The sequence below is a fragment of the Lentibacillus kimchii genome (genome assembly GCF_042666895.1).
Classification (GTDB): Bacteria; Bacillota; Bacilli; order Bacillales; family Amphibacillaceae; genus Lentibacillus; species Lentibacillus kimchii.
The window spans coordinates 1-24,263 of record NZ_JBHTGR010000017.1; the positions used below are offsets into that span (position 1 = coordinate 1).

The 24,263-nt window shown below is 47.9% G+C and carries 16 protein-coding genes and 1 pseudogene; 11 read left to right on the forward strand and 6 right to left on the reverse strand.

What is annotated here, in order from left to right; translation table 11 throughout:
• Window positions 1–103 precede the first annotated feature (103 nt).
• From ACFQU8_RS08260 to ACFQU8_RS08270, 3 genes and pseudogenes are all read left to right on the forward strand, one after another.
• A pseudogene (locus tag ACFQU8_RS08260) lies at window positions 104–925 on the forward strand (acyl-CoA dehydrogenase family protein); the annotation flags it as partial.
• 103 nt (window positions 926–1,028) lie between these two features.
• Window positions 1,029–2,573, forward strand: a complete 1,545-nt coding sequence (locus ACFQU8_RS08265; protein WP_382358740.1) for a class I adenylate-forming enzyme family protein — start codon at window positions 1,029–1,031, stop codon at window positions 2,571–2,573.
• 114 nt (window positions 2,574–2,687) lie between these two features.
• Window positions 2,688–3,641 carry an MBL fold metallo-hydrolase gene (locus tag ACFQU8_RS08270; RefSeq protein WP_382358741.1) on the forward strand — a complete coding sequence of 318 codons (954 nt, stop codon included), beginning with the start codon at window positions 2,688–2,690 and terminating at the stop codon, window positions 3,639–3,641.
• Between the two features lie 411 nt (window positions 3,642–4,052).
• Here the strand turns inward: ACFQU8_RS08270 and murJ are convergent, their stop codons facing one another.
• A complete protein-coding gene (murJ, locus tag ACFQU8_RS08275) occupies window positions 4,053–5,516 on the reverse strand; it encodes a murein biosynthesis integral membrane protein MurJ (protein WP_382358742.1) in 1,464 nt (487 codons plus the stop codon).
• The gene (locus ACFQU8_RS08280; protein WP_382358743.1) at window positions 5,517–6,692 is read right to left on the reverse strand and encodes a polysaccharide pyruvyl transferase family protein; all 1,176 of its coding nucleotides are present in this window, start codon (window positions 6,690–6,692) and stop codon (window positions 5,517–5,519) included.
• A gap of 89 nt (window positions 6,693–6,781) precedes the next feature.
• Here ACFQU8_RS08280 and ACFQU8_RS08285 point away from each other — a divergent pair, with 89 nt between their 5' ends.
• From ACFQU8_RS08285 to ACFQU8_RS08305, 5 genes are all read left to right on the forward strand, one after another.
• Window positions 6,782–7,069: a hypothetical protein gene (locus ACFQU8_RS08285; protein WP_382358744.1), complete on the forward strand. Its 288-nt coding sequence runs from the start codon at window positions 6,782–6,784 to the stop codon at window positions 7,067–7,069.
• A 235-nt stretch (window positions 7,070–7,304) separates the two neighbouring features.
• Window positions 7,305–9,689, forward strand: a complete 2,385-nt coding sequence (gene secA2 / locus ACFQU8_RS08290; RefSeq protein ID WP_382358745.1) for an accessory Sec system translocase SecA2 — start codon at window positions 7,305–7,307, stop codon at window positions 9,687–9,689.
• Window positions 9,689–10,588 (forward strand): accessory Sec system S-layer assembly protein, encoded by a 900-nt coding sequence (locus tag ACFQU8_RS08295; RefSeq protein ID WP_382358795.1) that lies wholly within the window; start codon window positions 9,689–9,691, stop codon window positions 10,586–10,588. Before secA2 ends, ACFQU8_RS08295 begins: the two co-directional genes overlap by 1 nt.
• A 183-nt stretch (window positions 10,589–10,771) precedes the next feature.
• The gene (locus ACFQU8_RS08300; RefSeq protein ID WP_382358746.1) at window positions 10,772–11,770 is read left to right on the forward strand and encodes an SEC-C metal-binding domain-containing protein; all 999 of its coding nucleotides are present in this window, start codon (window positions 10,772–10,774) and stop codon (window positions 11,768–11,770) included.
• A gap of 82 nt (window positions 11,771–11,852) precedes the next feature.
• A complete protein-coding gene (locus ACFQU8_RS08305; RefSeq protein WP_382358747.1) occupies window positions 11,853–12,107 on the forward strand; it encodes a hypothetical protein in 255 nt (84 codons plus the stop codon).
• 144 nt (window positions 12,108–12,251) lie between these two features.
• Here the strand turns inward: ACFQU8_RS08305 and ACFQU8_RS08310 are convergent, their stop codons facing one another.
• On the reverse strand, window positions 12,252–13,214 hold the full coding sequence (locus ACFQU8_RS08310; RefSeq protein ID WP_382358748.1) for an NERD domain-containing protein: 963 nt from the start codon (window positions 13,212–13,214) through the stop codon (window positions 12,252–12,254).
• 149 nt (window positions 13,215–13,363) lie between these two features.
• On the opposite strand from ACFQU8_RS08310, the gene ACFQU8_RS08315 reads away from it, so the two are divergent.
• Window positions 13,364–13,777, forward strand: a complete 414-nt coding sequence (locus tag ACFQU8_RS08315) for a hypothetical protein (protein ID WP_382358749.1) — start codon at window positions 13,364–13,366, stop codon at window positions 13,775–13,777.
• Here the strand turns inward: ACFQU8_RS08315 and ACFQU8_RS08320 are convergent.
• The 3 genes from ACFQU8_RS08320 to ACFQU8_RS08330 form a co-directional block, all read right to left on the reverse strand.
• Window positions 13,738–16,389 (reverse strand): CDP-glycerol glycerophosphotransferase family protein, encoded by a 2,652-nt coding sequence (locus ACFQU8_RS08320; RefSeq protein WP_382358750.1) that lies wholly within the window; start codon window positions 16,387–16,389, stop codon window positions 13,738–13,740. The genes ACFQU8_RS08315 and ACFQU8_RS08320 overlap by 40 nt on opposite strands.
• Before the next feature lie 202 nt (window positions 16,390–16,591).
• The gene (gene tagH / locus ACFQU8_RS08325) at window positions 16,592–17,902 is read right to left on the reverse strand and encodes a teichoic acids export ABC transporter ATP-binding subunit TagH (protein ID WP_382358751.1); all 1,311 of its coding nucleotides are present in this window, start codon (window positions 17,900–17,902) and stop codon (window positions 16,592–16,594) included.
• 42 nt (window positions 17,903–17,944) lie between these two features.
• Entirely contained in the window at window positions 17,945–20,053 is a 2,109-nt protein-coding gene (locus tag ACFQU8_RS08330; protein ID WP_382358752.1) for a CDP-glycerol glycerophosphotransferase family protein, read from the reverse strand.
• A gap of 138 nt (window positions 20,054–20,191) precedes the next feature.
• On the opposite strand from ACFQU8_RS08330, the gene ACFQU8_RS08335 reads away from it, so the two are divergent.
• Both ACFQU8_RS08335 and ACFQU8_RS08340 read left to right on the forward strand, forming a co-directional pair.
• Window positions 20,192–21,754: a glycosyltransferase gene (locus ACFQU8_RS08335; RefSeq protein WP_382358753.1), complete on the forward strand. Its 1,563-nt coding sequence runs from the start codon at window positions 20,192–20,194 to the stop codon at window positions 21,752–21,754.
• Window positions 21,755–21,833: 79 nt separating this feature from the next.
• Window positions 21,834–24,251 carry a CDP-glycerol glycerophosphotransferase family protein gene (locus ACFQU8_RS08340; protein WP_382358754.1) on the forward strand — a complete coding sequence of 806 codons (2,418 nt, stop codon included), beginning with the start codon at window positions 21,834–21,836 and terminating at the stop codon, window positions 24,249–24,251.
• Window positions 24,252–24,263: the final 12 nt, after the last annotated feature.

Genomic DNA, 24,263 nt, shown 5'->3' on the forward strand with positions numbered 1-24,263 from the left:
GTTAAAGCAGCAGCAGGCTGCTTAGAGGAATTTTAAAAAAATACACATTAGAAATTCTGCAGGTCTTTGCGTTTTTAATAAGAGCAATTATGAAATTGATTCACCTGTCATTAATGGTGAAAAAACATCTTGTTTTGCAATCACAGAACCAGGAGCAGGTTCTGACGCAAGGAATATAACAATGCCTGCGATAAAAGACGGTGATGATTGGCTATTAAATGGGGAAAAAGTTTTCATTACAGGTGGGAACGAAGCAGACTTTGCTATGGTGTTTGCGGTAACTGATAAAGAAAAGGGCACTGACGGTGGCGTTACTTGTTTTCTGGTAGACCGTGATATGGGTTGGTACTCCGAGTATATTCACACAATGGGCGAATGGGGACCTGCAACACTGGTCTTTGAAAATGTACGTGTTCCTGAAGAAAATATCTTAGGCGAAGTAGGCCATGGTTTTAAACTTGGTATGCAGTGGATTGGTCAGGGGCGATATATGATTCCAGCTAATGCAGTTGGAGCTGCAGAAAGATTACTTCAAATGGCCATTGATTATTCTCATACTCGAAAAACGTTTGGTAAACCGATTAGCCAGAGGCAAGCGATTCAGTGGATGATTGCTGATTCTGCTGTGGATATTGAAGCAGCAAAGTGGATTGTCCTGCGTGCAGCCTGGATGGAGGAGAATGGAATAGATGCCCGTCATCAGTCTTCCATGGCGAAATTAAAGGGAGCTGTTATGGCTAATGAAGTAGTTGATCGCGTATTACAAATCCACGGTGGTATGGGTTACACAAAAGATTTACCAATTGAGCGATGGTATCGTGAATTAAGGCTGCTTAGGATTTTTGAAGGAACGGATGAAATACAGCGCCGTACGATTGCCAGAAATTTATTAAAAGGATATGAAACCGTAGGAGAGCTGTTATAAAACGATTGAAGTGTCGCTTTTATCGTTATAACTGAAGAGAGTGGCCATTTATCAAAAAGACCTAACGAGATATCTGTAACTTAGATATAAATGGAGGGATAAAATGCTTCTTTCAAAATTATTAGAGGAAAATATAAATTCCTATGGTGAGTATCCATTGCTTTATTATGGGAACAAGTCTTATACAAACGCTGAGAGTGAGCTTATGGCAAAAAAGGTTTCCTGTTTGATTGATAAGCTTGGTATAGAAGTTGGAGATAGAGTGCTTGTTTGTATGCCAAATAGTCCTGAAGTTATATTTTCGTATCAAGGTATTTTACGTTCGGGTGCCATAGTGGTCCCTGTTATGCACCTCCTCCAAGCAGATGAAATTAATTATATATTGGAGAACTCTCAAGCAAAGGCCATTGTTACGTCTTCTTTTCTATTAGATAAAGTTATCGAAGCAACAAAAGGTTTACAGATTAAACCTAAAATAATTTGTGTAGACCTGCCAAACGACGAGACATCCTCAGATCAAACTATAGACATGATGGATTGGCAAAATTCTCTTTCTAAGATTAATACCTCAGAGGAACATTCCCCAAACCTAAAAGAAGATGATGTAGCAGTCATTTTTTATACGTCAGGAACGACAGGAAAGCCAAAAGGTGTCATGTTGACCCATAAAAATTTACATGCAAATGCTTCTAACGGGGTGTTACTCAGGGAGCATGAAGAAAGAGGCACCACTTTAGGGATTCTTCCTTTGGCTCACATTTTTGGTTTTGGCGTCATGAATGATTTATTTATAAAAGGAGAATCTGTCGTTATTATTCCTAAATTTGAAACGGAAGAAGTGTTTAAAGCGATAGAAAAATATAACGTTAAATCCTTTGCACTGGTTCCGGCAATGATTCATGCAATGGTAACAAATCCAAAAGCCGATAAATACGACTTAACATCACTTGAGACTGTCACTTCAGGATCTGCAGCATTGCCAGCCAGTTTACGAGAGACGTTTTTTGAGAAATTTCAAGCGGAAGTATGGGATGCTTATGGTCTATCGGAAGCATCTCCTGGAGTGGCAACCCAAAGACATGAGTTGCCAATAAAAGAAGGGTCTGCTGGGGTACCTATGCCTGGTGTGACCATTAAAATTGCAGATGAAGATGGGACAGAATTACCTACGGGAGAAGTCGGAGAATTATTAGTGCGAGGTGATAATGTTACCCCGGGGTATTTTAAAAATGAAGCGGCTACAAAACAAGCGCTTCGAAATGGTTGGCTGTATACAGGTGATATGGCAGTGGTCGACGAGGAAGGATATCTCTATATTGTTGATCGTAAAAAGGACTTAATCATACGCGGGGGCTTCAATATATATCCACATGATCTGGAAGAATTGCTATCAAAACATGAAGCTGTTTCGGAAGTTGCAGTAATTGGTGTCCCATCTGTGAGTATGGGTGAGGATGTGCTTGCTTGTGTCGTAAAAAAAGAAGACTATAACATCACTGAAAAAGCGTTGATTGAATACTGCCAGCTTCACTTGGCAAAATATAAAACACCTCGTCAAATCGTTTTTGTTAAAGATTTACCCAGAAATGGTGTAGGTAAAATATTAAAAATGCGATTAAAAGATATGTATCAAGAATTCCAGTTTTGATCATAAAGATGATTAAAGGGTGATTATGACAGGTTAATTAGTTGTAAATCCCCCACCAAATATAGCTTATGAGTTTCAATATTACTTTTTGAAAAAGGATTTGGATGAAATATGGTGCAGAAAATAGAAAAGATTACATTATCAACAAACTTTCCAATCGGACCTGTTAATGTGTATTTGTTGTATGGAAAAAAGATCACTTTAATAGATGCAGGCGTAAAAACCAAACAGGCGTGGAAGGAATTAAATGAGGGTCTCCATAAAATGGGGCTAACCATTTTTGAAATAGAACAAATCGTTATAACACATCACCATGATGATCATATAGGGTTACTTGAGTGGATCCTGGAAATAATTTCTGTACCTGTTTATGCACATAAAAATACACAAACCTACCTCCAGGATGAAGACTATATGTATTGGAGCCACATTTTCTTTAAAAATCTTCTTTATGAGTTTGGTCTTTCAAACAAGGCGGCAAGGGAATGGTCCTTTTTAAAAAGTAAGCGGGAATTGTTAACGAATCTAAGGGTAACTAAGGAATTAAAAGAAGGAGATGTGATTCCCAATCTACCGGAATGGAGAATCATTGAAACTCAAGGGCATTCACAAGATCACATTTCCTTATATTGTGCTAAAGATAGAATTCTTATTTGTGGTGATCACGTTATTGATGACATTCATGTCGGCCTTTTTCTTGATGCACCTTTTCCTGGTGAGAAACGCGCAAAGCCGCTCCTTCAATATATTAATAACTTAAAAAAATGTCTGAGTTTTCCCGTAGAGATAACTTATTCAGGGCATGGCACTGACATTTACGATTTAGAAAGTATTGTTAATGCTCAATTAAGAAGAACAGAAAAACGAGCAACACGTCTGAAAAACACTCTATCAAAAGGAGAAAAAACAGGCCTGGATATTATTAAAGACATGTATCCTGATCGGTATGAAAATTTAATTGTCACATTTGTCCTGGAAATTACAAGTCTTCTAGATCTTTTAATAGAACGTAACGAAGTGATTGCGAAAAAAAGAAACGGAATATATCTATATCGTCTTATTGAATAAAAATTATTACATTATAAATAGGTGAATCTGACAGTGTAAAAATGAGTTTCAATCCAGTATCACAGGCGTCTATTTCTGATGCGGTACGCAAACGAAATAACCAATTGCGATTCGGCAAGGATCTCCAACTGGAAATCCATCAGCAAATTAAGATGTGGCATTCTGGACTGTCAACACCATCTCCCCTCTCATATGGATGTCTCGTCGGGGCTCAATCCTTTCAACCGTCATTTACAGCCCACCCAAATTCACTGCGAGCGAGTGGCTAACTCTTACTCGGCGGGCATCCCATTCAATTTCGAGCTGCCAGCGAGAGCGGTTCGACAAAATTCGGGTCGTGACAGGCACCCCGCACGGACGGGCACCCCGCACGGAAATTAGCATTCGCTCTGTCTCCCCCCCTTCTCTTCATCAGTGTACAAGTTTGATGCCTGTGCCGATGATGAGCAGCAGGGTGATGCCGCCGGTTGCTAGTGAGAGCAGGGCTAGGGTGAATGGCAAGAGTGAGACGAGCCATAATGCTGCGGTTGCTGCGGCTGTGTATAGTATGATTTTGCCGATGAAGCGGTGGCTGCTGACGTTTAGTTTGAGTTGCCAGCGGGCGCAGATGATGAGCAGCAGCATGTTGATGATGGCGCTTATGGCGGTGCCGAGTGCGATTGCTTCTGCGCCCAGTTGCTCCCGAAATAGGATGATGACAAGTATGTTGATGCCGATGACGGACAGGACATTCAGGGCGACGGGCAGTACGGTTTTTTCTGCGGCGTAGAAAAACCGTGTGATATAGGTGTTCAGGGCGAGTCCGAGTACGGCGATGGCATAGATTTGCAGCAGCGGGTATGTCGCGCTGGTTGAATCGGTGCTGAAGGCGCCGTATTGCAGGATGAATGTCATGATGTCTTTGGCATAAATGACCAGAAAAGCGCTTGCTGGCAGCAGGAGCAGTGTCAGGAGCCGGAAGCCTTTTTGATAGGCGTTGGTGATTTTTGTCTGATCGCCTTCCCCTGCTGCTTTGGTTAGCATAGGATAAATCATAGTTGTGACGCTTGTCATGAGCACGGCTTGGGGCATCTGCGTCATTTTCGATGCGTAGTTGAGCGCGGCGATTGCCCCGTTGTCGAGTGGTGCGGCGAACATGCGCTGGATCAGCTGGTAAAATTGCATGGTCGCACCGCCAAGCATGAGCGGGAGCGCCAGTTTCAGGAATCGCTTATTCTGCGGCATGCGCACCAGTTTCGGCTTGAGCGGCATTAAATTGCGTTTGCGGATAAAATACACGAGAAATCCGAACATTGCTGCGGCGCCGAGTGCTGCTCCGAGTGAATACGAATAGGCTGAGAGCCATGGTGTGAGCCCTGCGCCGATGATGAGATAGAGCGCGTTGAACAAAAAGGTCGACGTCGTGCTGAGCCGGTAATGGCCATAGACGTTGTGCAGCCCGCTTAGTGCTATTCCGACGACGAGGAAAAATGTTGCTGGTGCGGTCAGTCGGAACAGTTTTTCAGTCAGCGCAAGTGCGTCACCGGACATGCCGCCGAAAAACAGCTCCATCCAGAATGATGGCAGGAGCATGAAGGCGATCGTGAGCGTGCCGACCACCAGGGCCAGCATCGTGAAGACGGTCCGGGCGAAATCGTGTTTGACCTGGCTCTGCTGTTTGCCGTAGACCGAGATAAATGCTGTCGTCACCGCGCCGCCGAGCACGATGTGAAAGAAATTCGGAATGGTAAACGCCGTGATGATGCTGTCCGCTTGATAGGTTGTGCCGTATTGATAGCCGATAAACAGCTCCCGCAGAAAGGCAAACACCCGCGAGAGAATATTGATGAGTGTGATCGTGCCGAGCAGTTTGAGAAAGCGTGATGGAGCGCCCAATCAGGATCCCTGCTTTCTCATCCGGCTAGCGCCGGTGATGTTTTCCTGAATAAGGGTCATGCCCCTCGGCTCCTGATATTTCATCGCTTCAGAACGCTCTCTGAAGCGGGTCCTGGTCGTCTCCCAGTCCGCTGCCATCCGGCTGCACCCATCGGCGAAAAAGTGCTGGTTAATGTGGACATTTTCGATATGAATACTTGCCTCGGCACAGTCAATCCGGTCCATCATCGCGTGCACTTTTTGATGATAAGCAACCGCCATAACCGGCTTAGCTGCGGCCAGCGCCAGAATAAGGGAATGCAGCCGTGTTCCGATAATCAGATCCTGCTTTTCAATCAGGGCAAGCAGTTCCCGATGCGTCAGAAAATCCTCCTGCGTCTCCGTGCGATCCTGATACTGCATCAAGGCCTGAATGTCACGCACGGCACCCAGATCCTGCGGGTATTTCGTGGCGAAAAAGGTGATCACCGCCTGGTCCTGCTCGGCCAGCAGGTGATCGAGATTCGCCGCCATGCCTTCAATGTAGTGATTATATTTCTGTGTATCCTCCTCCGGCCAGTAACTGCTGTGAAAATACGGCAGCGCGGTCACACCGATCGCAAGCCGGCTGTCCGCCGGGTACTCCTGCGCTGGGGCAGGCACGTAAAACGCAGGATCCGCGATCACCTGAACCGGCTGTTTAACCCCGATGGAGGCAAGGAGGTTTTTCGATGGCGCGTCCCGGACGGTTACGAGATCAGCATGGCCCGCGAGCGATTTGACGAGCCATTTGCCGGCACGCGTGTTGATCGGTCCGGCCCCCGCACCATAAATCACTGCCGGAACATGCGCGCGCCTCGCCAGCCAGCCGTACATCGCAAAAATGACCGTACTATTTATGTAAAGATCCATTAAAATCCCGCCGCCGCCAATGATAAGCATGTCCAGCCCGCGGATGACCGGCATTGTCTGACGGATCGTCGCCATAAGCGAACCCGGCGCCGTTTTCGTCCTTTCATATAGAGGATGCGTCATCACACCTAATTTGTGGCGCGTCTCCTCCGGTGTTTTCGTGAACACACATATGTCCTCGCGCTCAACCGGATACGTCTGTTCCAGCTGGATGATAATGCCTTCCAGAATCGCCTCATCACCCTGATTCTGATTGCCATAATTTCCTGTAATTCCAATTCGCATATGATTTCTGCCTTTCTTACACATTCATTTAAATTTGACTATGGTGCATGATCCCGCATTCCCGATGGCGATATTTTTCGATCGGGAGCTTGCGGGATTGCGATCGAGAGGCTCCCGAAATCGATCGGGGTGCTCTCGATATCGATCGAGGTGCTCTCGAATTCGATCGGGATGCTCCCGAAATCGATCGAGAGGCTCCCGAATTCGATCGAGATGCTCCCGAAATCGATCGAGAGGCTCTCAAATTCGATCGAGCAGCTCTCGAAATCGATCGAACATCGCCCTTTTTCGATCGAGAGCATCGGAAGCGATCAGGCGGTGGTTCGTTTGAGAGTGTTCGTTTTCGGCGTGGCCGAAAACGTTCAATTAATGTCTAACAACTGGACAACATCATTCGACAAAATTCGGGTGGTGACAGGCACCCCGCGGGGAAACTCGCACCCTGCGGGAAACAGGCACCCCGCGGGAAAGCTTCCCCGCGGCGGGCACCCCACGGGAGCAGGCACCCCGCACAAGCGCATCCTTGTGCGGGGTCGGCACTCTTTACCTTATATTAACACGGCTGTTTATGCTATACTACTAGTAAGTTATTTTTGAAGGAGTTTCGTTGTTATGTCTACGAATCTATTGGAAAGAAAACCGAAAAATATGAAAGAGTTGAAACCGTATCTGGCGCGTGTTGAAAAGATAAATGAGTTGGAACCAAAATTTCAGGCTCTGTCGGATGAGGAGCTGCAGGCGAAAACGGCGGAATTCCGCAGTCGGCTTGATGAGGGTGAGTCGATTGATGATTTGACGGCGGAGGCTTTTGCGACGGTTCGCGAGGCGGCGGTGCGCGTGCTGGGCATGCGGCATTTTGATGTGCAGCTTCTTGGTGGTCTGGTGCTGAAGAAAGGCAATGTTGGCGAGATGGCGACTGGTGAGGGGAAGACGCTTGTTGCGTCGCTGCCGGCCTATCTTTATGCGCTGGAAGGTAAAGGCACGCACATTATCACGGTGAATGATTATCTCGCTCAGCGGGATAAGGAGCTGATCGGTCAGATTCATGAGTTTCTCGGTCTGAGTGTCGGTTTGAATGTGTCCGGCTTGAGCAGTTCGCAGAAAAAGAATGCGTATTTGTGTGATATTACATATGGGGTCGGCAATGAATTTGGCTTCGATTATCTGCGCGATAATATGGTGCAGTCGCTTGATCAAAAAGTGCAGCGCCCGTATCATTTTGCCATTATTGATGAGGTCGACAGTGTGCTGATTGATGAGGCGCGCACGCCGCTGATTATTGCTGGCAAGGATCAGGCGGCTGGGCGGCTCTATCAGGTGTGTTCGCGCGTGATTGCTGGCTTTACGCAGGATGAGGAGTTCACGTTTGATCCGGAAACGAAGGTCGCTAATTTTACCGATGATGGCATCAGCAAGTGTGAGCGGATTTTTGGGATTCCGAATTTATTCGATCTGGAGCACAGCACGCTTTTCCATGCCCTGCTGCAGGCATTGCGGGCGCGGATGCTGTTTGAGCGTGATGTGGATTACATCGTTGATGACAGTCAGATCAAGCTGGTTGATATGAATACGGGCCGTGTGATGGAAGGCCGCAGCTTGAGTGACGGGCTGCATCAGGCGATTGAAGCGAAGGAAGGGCTCGCCAATTCGGATGAGAATAAAACGTATGCCTCGATCACCGTGCAGGACTATTACCGGATGTATCCGACTTTGTCCGGGATGACGGGGACGGCGAAAACTGAGGAGAAGGAGCTGTTCCAGGTTTACGGGATGGATGTTATTCAGATCCCGACGAATAAACCGAATCAGCGGACGGACCTGCCGGATCAAGTGTTCATGACCCAGCAGGCGAAAAATGACTTTTTGCTGGAGGAGATCCGCTCGCGCTATGAAAAGGGTCAGCCGATGCTGATCGGGACGACATCGATTCTGCAGTCAGAGGAAATGGCGCGCATTCTCGATGAGGGCGGTGTCCCCTATCATCTGCTGAATGCTAAAAGTGTTGAGCAGGAGGCCCACTTGATTGCGATGGCCGGCCAGGTCGGCCGTGTGACGATCGCTACCAATATGGCCGGGCGCGGTACGGACATCATTCTGGGTGAAGGTGCTGCCGAACGTGGCGGGCTGCATGTGCTCGGCACGGAGCGTAATGAAAGCAAGCGGATTGACAACCAGCTGCGCGGGCGTTCCGGGCGTCAGGGTGATCCGGGATCAACGCAATATGTGCTCTCACTCGAGGATTATTTGCTGACGCGTTTTGCACCGGATGAACTGGAGCGGATGCGACCGAAGCTAAAATCAGATGAGAATGGTCTTGTCACCTCGTCCAACGTGCATAAACTTGTGGAAACAGCCCAAAGGATCAGTGAAGGGATGCAGTATCAGGTGCGCGAATACAACCTGAAGCTGGAATGGGTCCTGAACCAGCAGCGGCAAATTGTTTATGAGCTGCGGAATAATATTCTGGAGACAGATGATATCCTGACGTTTGTTGACAAACAAACCGCGAATGTGCCGTGGGAAATGATTGATACGTATCTGCAGGTTGATGCAGCGCCAGAAGAAATTGATTTGAAACCGCTTGAAGACAATCTGAACCGTATCCTTTTGAGTGACGTGACGCTGGCGGGACAGCAGGTAGAGACTGAAGACGACGTCAAGGAACTGGTTGAGCCGGCCTGGGAGGAACACAAGGAACGTTTCTTTTCATTTGCCGAAAACGAGCAGGTCCTGGCTTCCGTTAGGGGTCTGGCGGTTGTCGTGGTTGACAACGTCTGGAAATCACACCTGGACACGATGCAGCAGCTGAAGGAAGGCATTGGCATGCGGCAGTATCAGCAGGAAGATCCGATTCAGTTGTTTGAAAAAGAAGGCTACTCACTGTTTGAGTCCTCCTTCAGTCAATTAACGTTTGAATTGGCATCGCGTACAGCAGGCCTGATGGAGCGGAAAATCGCTGATCAAAACAAGCAAGAGTCAAAAGAAAGGACGATTTGATGTTTAATTTTGCCAAAGGAACGAAAAAAAAGCAGGAGCAAGCGGCGAAAGCTGACGACTATTTACAGCCGGATCAGGAGGAAACCTCTGACGCTGATCAGCCAGCTGTGGAAACGGAGCTGTCGATCCCGGATGACTGGGGTCTGACCGAGGAAGACCGCTACGTCTATGCGTTTCATAACAGCCAGAGCCCCAAACTGCATCAAAATCAGATTTCCATTTACGGGATGGAAGTGAAGCAAACGAAAAAAGGTATGGAAGTCGCTGGCCTGATCCGCAACACAGTCACGAAAGCTATTCAGTTCGGCGAAACGCGTGTGCTGCTTCTGGGCTCGGATCAAAAACCGGTTGCCCGCAAGACGTTTGATCTCAGCCAGCTCGGCTCGATTCCGGCAAACGGCGCGCGGCCATGGACATTCGTCTTTGAGCCGGACATGATCGTCGGTGATACAGCGCAATTAGCCGGCAGCTGGTCGCTTGCATTTGAGCTGAAAAAATCGCACCAGCTGGATTTGGAGAACTCATGGGAAGAGTCGATCAATGAGCAGACGCGCGCATCGCTCGAAACCATTGTGAAGCAGGCACCGAAGCTGAAACCGGGGGAAATGAATTTCATGGGCGTCCAGGCCAGACAGCAGGACAACGGCGATATCGCAGCCACAATCCTGATCCGCAACGGCGCGGAGAAAAATATCCATCTGGAGCAGGTGCCGCTCGGGCTGAAAGACGCCAGCGGTGAGGAAGTCGCACGCGGCAGCTTTCAAATGACAGATTTCACCATACGGGCGAATACGAGCAAACCATGGACATTCATTTTTCCAGCGCGTATGATTATTCGGGAGGAAATCGATCTCAGTGAATGGTCCGCCTACCCGATTCAGCAGGATCAGAAGGCTTAATGGCGCCTGCGGATAGGGGCCGGGCGCGGAACTTAATGATGCGCGCGGCCCCGGCCGCATCAGACAGCAGCTATGACGACACTATCCCCAACTTGTGGGTGTTACAGCTGTATTTGACTTGAAATTGCATGATCTTTCCTGCATAATAGGAAGCTAGTAATCTAACAAGAGGTGCTCGATACTATGAGCAAGATTAAACGAAATGACCCGTGCCCATGTGGAAGTGGTAAAAAGTACAAAAACTGCTGCGGCTTTGAAAATGCAGCCAATACAAGCGTTGAGCGTACGAACAGTGAACTGCAGAAGCTTCACCAGCAATTCGCCGCGGCCATTATGGACGGCTACGCACAGACACTTGCAAATTTGAAGGCACGTTACCACCGTGACGATATGGACAACGACGCGGAGACAGCCGAAATCTATCAAACCGGGCTTACACTGTGGATTCTATTTCACATCCCATTTGGCACCGAAATCCGCACCATTTTCTCGGACTTTTTCAACAAGTCCATACGCGGTGTCAGCCGGCGCACACGCGAATTGTTCGCCAGCTGGGGCGAGCAGCTGCCATCAGCCTATGAGGTGGTGCAGGTAGATGCGAACAGCCATCAGCTCACGCTGGACGATTGCCGCACGCGCGAACGTTTCCGCATCCCCTATCATCCGGAAGAAGATTTTTCCGAAGGCAGTCTGCTAATCGGAACACTGGTGCCATATGCTGATCAGTACGGTTTCTTTTATACAATTATAAAACTGTACCGTCACGAGCCGGAGCACATCACGCAATTATTAAATACTTATGACCGGCAGGATGGCGGCTTGCAGGAGCACTTCCCTGACTTTCTCGCTGACGCCCTGAATCAGGGAAAAGAAACAGATGACTGGAGCAATGCCGTTCACGAAAACGTGGCACAATTGTTTGCCGATCACATGATTGAAAAAAACGTTCAGGATGACGTCTTATTTAAAGGCGTGGCCTTCTGGCAGCGCTACGCCCAAGAAGCTAAACCATCCTTACGAAAACCCGAACCCTACGCAGCAGCCCTGGAATATCTCGTGCAGAAAGACTGGCTGCAGGATACCACGATCACCCAGGACCAGCTTGCCCGCGAGTATAACTGCACACCCGGCAGCATCTCCGCCAACTACCGCAAGCTGGCTGCAGAATCGGACGAGTCTTGACATAAGGTTAACCCTTGCCGTAATGGCAAGGGTTTTTTATTGGGATGCTCTGGCTTGGGTGGTGCTCGGGTGGATTGGGGCGGTGCTCGATCGTTATGCTGTGCGACTCGCGCGGCTTGGGGCGGTGCTCGCGCTCTATTCGGTGCGGCTCGCGCGGCTTGGGGTGGTGCTCGATCGATTTTCAGTGCGGATCGATCGCCTTTGGGTGGTGCTCGATCGATATGCTGTGCAGATCGATCGACTTTGGATGGTGCTCGATCGATATTCAGTGCGGCTCGATCGATTTTGGGCGTGTTTTTTTCTTAAAGGGAAAATTTTCGGCGTGGCCGAAAATTAACATCCTCAAACGAACGACTGCTCGATTGATTCCCCAGTGCTCCCGATCGGTTTTTGGCGGTGCTCGATCGAATTTGGGCAGAGGTCGATCGACTTTGAGTCGTGCTCGATCGATGTTCAGTACAGCTCGATCGCCTCCGACCCCCTACTTTCTATTAGACACATTATGCCATTTCCTCGTTTGAGGGTAGTAGTCTAAACCGCTGTTCTTCAGAATTCTCGAGGCCACATGGCGTGAGTTTAAACCTAAGAAATTCATACATTCCTGATTCGTGATGGTTTCCTTGATCAGCAACAAGTAATCATTAAGGGCTGTGATGTGCTCATGTTTTGAATAACAATTGCATTTCTCGCAGAGCCAGCCGCTATGAACACGTTTCATACCGCACTGCCCACAGTCTGGACAGCGGACGCCTGACCTTATATCTTTTTGTTGGAGATTATGTTGCTTGAACAGATTAATATCAAAGGTACCGCACTGGCTAAGAATCGCTTTGCCTATTTGTGGTCCAGATAACTTTTTTGCTCCTTCATCACTCATTTGGCGGTCGTACGATACGATCCGTTCATGAATTTCAGCAGCATGGGCAACATAGCTACTGACTTCTTCCTGGCTCCCCTCCACTTTGACGATTGTCGCCGGATCAGCAATAGCTACAAAACCTTTTATTGGTATTTTGCTGAAATAAAGCTGATTGAGCCAATGCTCTAGATTACGTATTTGATTTTTAACTTGGGTGATGGGATATTCAAAGCCTGACTCAATCTGATTATCGGAGCGAGTAAGCTGCCTGAGGATGGTATTAAATGTAATGAGACCTTGATAATGTTTGCTATCAACAATAAAAATCGTGTGATCAGCAATAATAAGTGAATCAATCTGAAAGTTTTTGCCGTTCGTACGCAGATAGACATCATGAAGGATCGTAAACTTCGGGGCAAGGTAATCAAGAAAATAATCGACTCTTAACTCGCCGGAATAGCCTCGCTGCTGCCGTTTGGCGTCTTCCTGTATTTTAATCAGTTCTGGAAAATTAGGTGAGAGTCGCGGAAGAAGAGCATCGAGCTTTCTTAGAGGGAGGGGTTTGCTGCGACGTTTTAATATCATGGCATCGCTCCTTTTAGAGATTTTTGTAAGAGGGCAAGTCTATCATAGCACACCGCCCTATAAAATAATAGCTGCTGATTACGTATTAAAGCGGAAAGTTAATCGAACGTTTTCGGCTGAGCCGAAAACGAACATCCTCAAATAGATCGGTGCTCGATCGACTTTGGGTGCTGCTCGATCGATTTTCAGTGCGCCTCGATCGACTTTGGGTGCTGCTCGATCGACTTTGGACGGCGCTCGATCGATATTCTGTGCGCCTCGATCGACTTTGGGCGGTGCTCGATCGATATGCGGTGCGCCTCGATCGACTTTGGGTGCTGCTCGATCGATATTCAGTGCGCCTCGATCGACTTTGGGTGATGCTCGATCTATTTTCAGTGCGCCTCGATCGACTTTGGGTGCTGCTCGATCGATATTCGGTGCAGCCCGATCGACTTTGGGTGCTGCTCGATCGATTTTCAGTGCGCCTCGATCGATTCCCAGCGCTCCCCGATCGCCCCACCACTCGTGCGCAAGCGGCTGCTCATTGCTGTGATTGTGTCAGTCTGGACTCGACCGTTTGAAAGATGCGTTGGCAATTGGACGCGTCCTGGTACTTTATAATACCTGAAATATCAACATCATAGTTTGCTAGCTGATGCTGAAGTCTGTCTTCGATTAAGTTGACCAGTTCTTCTTCGGATTCGGCGATTTTGCCGATAAAGGTTTCCTCGACTGGTCTGAGTATGCCTTTTCTGAAGAATCGTTTGACGTCGAAATGATAGTAGATAACCGGTTTGTTCATGAGCGAAAAGTCAAAGCTGACGCTGCTGAAGTCTGTTATGAGCAGGGCGTGATTGATCAATAGTTCCTGAACATAGTAAGTGTCATACGGTATGAATGTTACGCGGTCGTTGTCAACACGCATTTCGCGCTGAAAGTAGTCTTGTGCGCGGTAATGCGGGTAAAAATGCAGTTGAACATCGTAAGCTTCGAGGAGCTCTAGTAGCCGCGTATTATTAATTAGGTTTGTGTAAGCTGCATAATATTTACTTTCCAGGAATTGCTGGTCTGTATTAATCCAGTCCCGCCATGTTGGCATCAGCAAAATATCCTTTGGACGGGTGTTCTGGTTCTGGATAAGGTTATCAAATCTGGCGAGTCCTGTAACAGCCACTTCATCTTCCTGATAACCCAGTTCATCCATAACAATGTCATACTTTTCGGGTTCACTGCTGACGATGACTAGATTAAAAGGCAGCTCATAGTATTTTTTGTGATACTCGACATTCTTGCGTCCGAGAACGCCATGCTGCAGAAAGACGCGGTACGTATTTTCATAATGGAAAAAGCCGCTTGCTGGTTTGTATGGCAGGATATTTTCCAGATCATGTGTGCCTAACAGGACTTTCGCTTTGAAGGCAATCGCAAAATGTTTTTCGGATCCGAAACACAAGACATTTGGGTTATCTTTCATTTTTTCATATTCGGGTGATTCCTCATCGATAACATAGTAGGCGTCGATATCGGTATGGTTTTGCAGCCAGTGAAACAGCACAATCCCGTTGTCCTGTGCCGTATTGTACCGTTCGCCCAAGAGCCATACATTGCTGTCCTTCACCGATGTATCGGCGGGAATCTGGATGGTTCGCGGGATGGTAAAGGATTCAATTTTAAGATTGCCAAACGGTGTCGTGGTTATAAGGAAATGGTGCTGATTGGACGCGTCATCTTCCTGTTGCTTATACGTATAATAGTTATCTTTTTTGTAGTCAGCGTATTTATATTTAATTTTTTCTTTGCGAATCATGTCTCCCTGCTGATTGATGATCACCACAAAAATATCAAAAATGGTTTTCTCTTTCGATTTGAGGTTTATCAGATCCAGTTCATTTAGGTCGGCTTCAAAAACGTCCTGTATGGGCATATAGACAGCATCAAATGAATGTCTGTCTTCAATATATAAATAAGGCGCGCAGTCCATAAATTTATCGAGTGCCCCGTCCCCTTCTCCAAGCTGCCCTTTCAGAATAAAATCGTCAATCTTCCATAATTGTTTGTTTAATTTTGGCTTTTGAACGTTCAGGCCGAGTGTCGCATCTTTGCGTTTATAAAAGGCGTAGGTCATGTATTGCGCATTTACAGCGTGTTCGAACGTCAGATCCCCTTTCAGCACAGAACGCTTGATCTGCAGCTGATATTTGAGGGGTTCATCACCTTCTTGTAAGACAAAAAACCGCTTTTTGGCAAAATGGTCGTTCACATCCATCAGCGGAATATGTGCCAAGTACCCTTGAGTCTCTGGATGTAAGCTGTAGATGTAGTCCCGATCATGAACGGGGTCATTCATGATTAACTGCAGATTGGCGTCAGCTTGCTGTTCGATTGCCTCAGGCGTTATATGAAGGCTGATAGATGCCGACTGATGTTCGATCCCGATGGACGCTGCCTTTAGCCGGTTTGGCGCAACATGTAAATGGAAATAGCCCTTCTTACTCAGGGGGGTCATCCGATGATGGCAGGTATTGAAAAAGGCCATTTCCTGCTCCTGAATACCAGCCGGCGTTAACGTATTGCCTGTTTTTATAAACAGCTGCCAATTGCCTTTTGATAACAGCGACAAATCATGTACCTGGACGCATCCCTCATCCACGGTCGCCTGCAGCAACATGTCTTTTTGGCCCCGAAGGAAACACAGTTCCATAGGTGTGTCATGCCAATCCGTCATTTGAAATGAGAGCGTGTTATAACCTGTCTGGACATCACGAATAGTGATTGGTTCACGATTGAAATCATATTCCGGCAGCAGACGCCGGATCGTCAGATGTTGCTGAACCTTCGTGACCAGACATTTGCCACCGGTTATAACGGCCTCTTTCATAGCACTGTTGCTTAAGGAAGTCGTCAGCCACATCACTTGATGATTAATATAGACATGCAACACGGCGCTCGACTCGATCACGTTTAGATTATCAGCGGAAACGGTAATGGTTAAATGCTTCCCTTGCCGTTCACAAGGCAGAAAATAGGCGTGATCGTCAGTTGTTAACGCTGCCGCAACATGGTTTATATCACCCCAAAAATGACTTAGCTGAAAATAATAGGTTAATGCATCAGAGTCGCCTGACCAATCATACAAAGTTACTTTTTTCACCAAACGCTGTTTCCATTTTTTTAAGATCTTATGCCACTTCAATAATCCTCGCTCCTAGCTCATACATGTTGTCATTTTCGTGTACCTTTTTGGTCAAACCTCATAATAGCTGCTGCCTTTTGTTTAATACCGTCCCTATTCTAGCAGACCATTTTTATATCCAGCCATGCATGTAAAACAATTTACATACTTTTTACACCTCCAAGCTGGGAGGCGTTTGATTCGAGTCCGTGCGGGAATCGGTCTAGTCACCTGTCACATGTTTGGCATGCACCCAGATGTGCTCACCTTCTAGTGTTCCCCGGTACCAGACATTGTTGCCGATTTTATCCGTCTGGTCGACCGGAAAGGCCGTGTCTTCATACGGGCCTAAATCAGCGATCAGCTGGTTTCTCCGGCCGCCCCAGGGAAGGCTGTAAGCTGCACCTGCGCCTGTCAGATAGCATGTTTTCGGGTCAGAATCAATGGCTATATGCACATGACTCGCCATATCCGAGGCTTTCATCCAGCCAATGACCCCTGTCTGGGCACTGGGCTCCGTACTCAGCAGGTAAAACAGCTCATCATAATAAACGGCTTCTCGTTTAATGTAGTAGACATGATTTTTATACTGATCCGAGGACATCCCCTGATCCAGCTCATCCAGCGACGGAAAAATCGAGGAAATGCCGCCTTTAATATGGCCCAGCTTGCTGACAGGTTCTTCCTTGTAATACGTTTTATACGTTTGTTTGGCTTTGACAGCCGGTTCCTCCGCCAGATCCTGCTGCGGCTGCGCACCGTTCAAGACATCTGTTTTATATTGAACGCGTTCCTGTTTGGTCATCTTTTTCCAGTCGGCCAGAAACTGTTCGTATTGCGGTATGATCTCTTCCACATCCCCGTAAGTACGGACACGGCCGTATTCCAGCCAGAGAATCTTATCGCAGAACTGCCGCATCTGACCGATCGAATGGCTGACGAAAATCATCGTCTTGCCCTGGGTTTTGAATTCTTTCATTTTGTTCAGGCTTTTTTCAGCAAACGCTTTATCCCCGACCGACAGTGCCTCATCAATAATCAGCACGTCCGGATCAATATTGATAGAAATGGCAAACCCGAGCCGGGATTTCATGCCGCTGGAATACGATTTAACCGGCTGATCGATGAATTGGTCCAGTTCGGCAAATTCGATAATGCCGGGCTCCAGTTCTTTAATCTCATCCTTGCTGAACCCGAGCATGAGGCATTTCAATTCAATATTATCGCGGCCGGTCAGATCGCCTTTGAGACCGGAATTGACTGCGATCAGCGACACCTCGCCGTTGACGCTGACAGAGCCATCTGTCTCGGGAACAACGCCGGCGATCACATTGGCAAGCGTTGATTTGCCGGAGCCGTTAATGCCGACAAAACCGACCACATCACCCTGCTCGGCCTGGAAGCTTATATCCCTTAGTGCGTAAAAGGAATCGCCGTAACTCCGGGGTGTGGCAAAGTCCAGCAGCCGCTCCTTCGAGCCGTTGTATAACTTATACATTTTTGATAGATTGCGAACATCAATTGCCCTGTCCATAGGTATCACTTGCCTTTATAAAGAGACTGTAACAAACGTTCTTCAGAATAATTGATTGACCACGCGTTCACTGGCCCGGCCGTCTTCCAGATAGCAAAACTTATCGTAAAAGGCCTGTGTTGTGGCCGATGGTTCGAAACCATGCTGATCAATTGATTTGATTTCCTGAAGCAGCGCCTCGGTCGTTTTAACCAGCGGACCAGGTGCTTTCGCCTCCAGATCAAAATAAAAACCGCGCAGATTGTCCCGGTAGTCTTCAATGTCATAAACATAGAAAAACATCGGCCGGCGCAAATTCGCATAATCAAAGAACACCGAGGAATAATCGGTGATCAGCATGTCGGACACGAGGTACAGCTCCCTGATGTCTTCATGAGCGGAAACATCAAATACAAAATGATCGTAGCCGGTAAGGTCAAGATTCTCCGCCACGAGATAATGCAGACGCAGCAGAACAATCGTATCCTCCCCGAGTTCCTCATGCAGACGGTCCAGATCCAGCTGCAGATCAAATTTATACTGACCCCGTCCGTAAAACTGATTATCCCGCCATGTCGGCGCGTACAGAATCACGCGTTTGTCCTCGGGGATATTGATTTTATGTTTTAAGTCGCTGATCGTCCCCGCGTTGTTGGCGTTGATTAAAAAGTCATTCCGCGGGTACCCGGATTCGATCATCGTCCGGTCAAACTGAAACGCCCGCCGGAAAATTTCCGTCGAATAGGCATTAGGTGAGACGAGATAATCCCATTTAGCCGTCGCCTTCAGAAAGTTTCGTTTATATTTTTCAGCATTGGTGCCCGGCATATGCACCTCGTCCATATCGGTGGCCAGCCGTTTCAGCGGCGTGCCGTGCCACGTTTGCAGATACGTCGTATGCTTCGGTTTGGGAATCCATAACGGCAGGCGGCTGTTGGAAACCCAGAAGCCTGCCCGCGCCATCAGGAACAGCCATTTAATCGAGAAACGGCGCACGTGCCTGACATGTTTATCTTCAAACAAGGGCATATGCCGCCTGTCGACACTCCAGTACATCTCATAATCAGGCTTGTGCGTCAGCATATACTCATAAATCGCCCGGGGGCTGTCGCTGTATTGCTTGCCGATAAAGCTCTCAAACATGATCGTCTTTTTCTTGGCCGGAAGCTTTCCTAAAAGCGAAAACGCCAGCTTATACCAATTCTTTAACACGTTACTGCGCCGCACTCTAACCCAGGCTGACTTGAGCTGGCGCACCATTTCTTTCCTGCGGTAAAATCTAGTAATCTGCAAGGATGCGTAATAGGATCTCTTGGTAGGTTTCAGCAGTATTTTCTTCTTTTCAGCATTAACCGACTGGATAACGCGGGTCGGCTGAATGCCGGCACTTTTATCCAGGCGAACGCGGGTGCTCCGGATTGTTTCACGCCAGCTGTTGGTGTTCAGGGTCATTTCCAGATAATATTTTAAGTATACTTTCCTGTCATTGTTCAGCATGTGCGAAAAATTGAATGAGCCGGTGAAACCACAGTACAGAAGCTCGTTATTCCCTTCTGCTTTTTGCTGGATGTCACCGCGCTGCATACGTTCAACGGGCACCACTGTTTCCTGGTCATCGCGATTATTCGTTACCACTAACCGCAGATCTTCAACGTCTGAGTCACTTGTTTTAAATAAAGGCGGGTAATTGAAGTAGCCGGAAAAGCTCAGCTGATCCTTCTTTAGGCTCACCTCATCCAGTTCAGCATATAAAAAGTAATGATTAAACCGGAATGAAAGCTTGCCATTTTTCGTGGGGTACGGATAAAACATTTTCGCCTGGTCCGGCAGATCGACAACCAGAAAGCGGTACTGGCTGCTCGTGTTTTTCGCCCGGATGCGGCGCTCATCATCCTCCGTCTGGCCATTTAAATACACGTCCCAGATGTCGCGCTTCATGAATGTTTGCGCATGCGCATCAAAAGGCAGATAGACATTGAATACGGTAACATCTTCCCGCTGTTCAGCCGTCACGGACGACAGCACCAGCCATTCCTCTGTATCACGTTCAACTAATGTGAAGAAGCAGTTGTCCCATGCTTCGAAAAACGTATTTTTAACAGCCAATTGAAGTTCGTAAGTCGTTTCCTGAAGGTTTATATCGATCACTTGGTTATTTTTCAGTGCGGACATGGTTGTGATGTGACTCCCCTCAATTGATTCCCAGTATAGTCTATATTATATCGGGGCGTGAATTGATTTTCAAACGTAATATGATTATACTTGGAATAAGTATGCTGGGCAAATGACAGCACAGAAAGGGAAGACGCCATGAAACCAACCGTGTTTTTTCTTATAAACTCTATCGACCTGCAGCGGGGCGGCCTGACCAAGGCGTCCTTAAAACAAGCGTCATTCTTCGCGGAGATGGGTTATGATACCCATATGCTGACCTTCAATTTCAATCCCGATTATCCGCGAATACGCCGGAAGCTGCATAAACTGAGAAAGGTTCATAGCAACGTCAGGATACGCAATATGTATGAAGAATTAGCGGGACACAAACAGCCCGAATACGCCCGTTCTCCTGCCAAAAAGGCTTCCCTTAAACAACTGACCAAAGGAACAGCGGCTGTTAAACGGCCTGGGTATAATGCGTACCGCTTGTATGCTAACGGGCTGTATACGTCTTATATCGCCCTCAGGAAAAATCAGTCCCTCAACTTTATCGATTATTTTAATGCGAACCGCTACCGGACCAAGCGGGAAACGTTCGACAGCTGGGGTCATCTGGCCAAAACGGCCTACATGGATTACAAACATAATGAGCCGCGCCAGACGATCTATTATGACCGGAAACAGCGCGCCTATTTAACGCAGTGGCATAAGCCTGCGGATGAGACGACAAACCGGCATGTGCTTTTTCACAAGGATGGTTCGGTTAAAAAAGAGCTGACACAGAAGGAACGCGTGCTTGAACTGGACTGGCTGCATGACGTGATTGACCGCCTCGGCGGCAAGCAGTCCATCGTTATATCCGATACGCGAAGCACGGACGATCTGCTGGTTAAGCTGCATCACCCAAGGGCCGCCAAAATTTGGCGGCTGCACAGCAGTCATTTGGAGAAGCCCTATACCACGGATGCGTCTATCGTGCCAAAAGTCCAGTACGGCATGGAGCATCTCGAGGCGTTTGATGCGATTGCCCTGTTGACAGAAGAACAAAAGCAGGACATCAGCAACCGGTTCGGCAGTCACTTAAATCTGACCGTTGTGCCGCATTATCACGAGACGAACACATCATTCCGGCAATCGCTGCGTGCTGCCGCACAGAAGACGGATCCACGGCGATGTGTCATCGTCAGCCGTCTGTCATCGTTGAAACGGCTCAGTCATGCGATCCGGGCCTTCCGGAAAGTTGTGAATGAATTTCCTGATGTCTGCCTGGACATTTGGGGAACCGGAAAACAGGAGCCCAAATTGCAAACATTGATTGACGAGCTTGATCTGGGGCAGAACGTGTTTTTGCGAGGCTATACCTATAACCCGGATGCGATTTATCAGCGCGGGCTGTTTTCAGTGACGAATTCAAAATCTGAAGGCTTTGCCCTGTCAATTCTGGAAAGCATGTATAACAAAACACCGGTCATCAGCTACAATATTAAATACGGGCCTGAGGATATGATTGTGGACGGCGAGAACGGCTATCTGATTAAGCCATCGATTGAGCAGCTTGCTGACCGGATGATCCGGCTGTTCCGCGAACCTAAACGTGCCATCGATATGGGCGAAAATGCGCGGAAGTCTATTGATGAGCATTTCAATAAAGCTGTCTACAAACAGAAATGGCAAGAGACCATCAATACCGCGCTGGCCAACAAACGTCAATCATAAGGCTGGATGCGATCGGCACGGAAGGATTGCAGCTTCTTCCAAAAGTACTGAGCTCGGACGAACGAAGGAGGTATAGTCTATGACACCTGCTGTCTATTCGGTTCAGCTTGATAAACGCGGCGTGATGACATTAAACGGCATGGCTGATGCGCCTGTAACCCAGAGCGATGCAGCCGCTCTGCTGCTCAAAAAACGCAAGTCGTCTGAAACGCACATATTCCCATTAGACTGGACGGATGAAGATAACTGGACGGCCACCGTTTGCTCACAGGATATGGCGTTAGCAAATGGCACGTGGGATGTTTATATCGTCTGGAATGAAACTGAGCGGCAACGGCTAAAAACAGAAGATGGGCTCGTTATCGATGAAAACCGGACAGCCCTGCTGAATCAGGGGCAGCATACATATGAGGTCCAGTGCTATATCACGACAAAAGGCTCGCTCTCTTTAAAAATCGCCACTCCTTCCATGACCGTCACGCAGCTGAACGGCGAGGTGATCGGCGACAGCACTATCAGGCTGACAGGCTATATGCGTGAGGACGCCTCCCGCACAGCTGACTTAAACGAAGCAGCTCTGGTTGTGAAGCAGGAACACGGTGAGGACGCACTGCAGACGTTTCCCCTGCACCGTTTTGCAGAGGATCAGGACAGGTTTTATGCCGATATCAGCTATCAGACGATGGCGCGTGATCCCGAAACAGATAAGTGGGATGTTTATATGCGCACCGGCGGCTATTTGTTCCGTGTTAAGCTGGATGATCCAGGCGAACTGGAGCGGCACACGTGTCTGGAATGGCGCGATGCGGAGCTCACCTTGCTTTATATCTATTCAACTGTCTATGACAATCTATCGATCAAGCGGACAGGGCTCAAAATTAAACGCGATGTCACATCTTATACGCTCAGTGACGACCAGTTGCAGCTGCAGGGCTATGCTTATTTCGAACGGCTCCCTTTTGACATACCTGATAAGCTGAAGCGCTCCATTATCATTCGCCAGCGGCAGACCGGTGAAGAGCTCGTCTATCCACTGGAAAACCGAGCTCTTGCCGACACCGCTGATGCCTATTATCAGTATGCTGGATTCACGGTGACGGTTCCACTGGAGACGATCCAGGCAATGCAGTCCGATATCTCACATGTCTATGATATTTCAATTCGCCTTGTCTATGGTGATCATGTCCAGGAACGGGGGCTTGGGCTTGAATTCTATGATTACCAGGTCGATAAACCGCTCGCTGCCAGTACATCCTGGCAGCGCACTAAGGGTGTCCGGAGCTTTCTCACACTGACACCGGCGGGCAATTTAAAACTGGATATGTATAGCTACGCGCGCCGAAAACTCAAGTATGTGCAAAAGCTGCAGACAGCGAACCGTCCTGCCGCAGATGACCGTCCTATTTGGCTGATTGGTGAACGGCCTGATACAGCACAGGATACCGGGTATCACTTTTTTAAATACTGCCGCGAACAGTTTCCGGATCTGCCGATTTATTACGTTATTGCCAAAGATTCACCCGACCGGGATCATGTGCGCCAGCTGGGTCATGTGATTACATACGGATCGATGGATCATTTCAGGAAAACCGCCGCCGCCAGTACATTTATCGGGTCACATGACTTAGAGTACATCCTGCCGACCCGGGCTGTGGACTGGCCCAGTTATCAGCATGGCACGCGCGTGTTTTTGCAGCACGGGGTTCTTGGCCGGAAAAAAGTCGATTACGCGAAAAGCGATTACCAGTATCCGTTCCATGTGTTCTGCGTGAGCTCCGAATCGGAACAGAATATGGTGATCAACCAAATGGGTTATCAGCCCGAAGAAGTAGCCATCACTGGCCTGTCACGGTTTGACCAGCTTATGGAGCAGCCGGACACAGAACGCTCCATCCTGCTGATGCCGACGTGGCGGGACTGGATTAAGGAAAATAACTTTCTGGAATCCGAGTATTTTCACCGCTATCAGGCACTGCTGACGGACAGCCGGCTGCACGCAATGCTTGAGAAATATGATGAGCATATGGACTTTTACCTGCATTACCGCATGCAGGCGTATGTTTCCTATTTCAGGGAGCTTGCATCAGACCGCATGACCATCATTGCCTTTGATGAGGCGGATGTGCAGAGCCTGCTGCTTAAAAATCGTCTGTTAATCACCGACTACTCTTCGGTATCATTTGATTTCAATTATATGGGAAAACCCGTGCTCTTTTATCAGTTTGATTTTGAGCGCTTTTTCAGGAAGGGCTTGCTGCGGCCAGCGGCGGAAACGTTTCTGGGTGAGATTTGCTATGATCAGGAGACGCTTATCACGGCGATTGAACAGCATATCCAAAACGGCTTTGAGGAGTCACCAGACGCAGGCAAACAGAAAGAAAACCTGTTTGACCATATTGACCAGCACAATAATGAACGTATATTAAACGCCATCATGGATGCGAAGAAAACGCAAAATAACGGAGCAGACACAACCGGACCGCATCCAGCGAGGTGATGCGATCCGGTT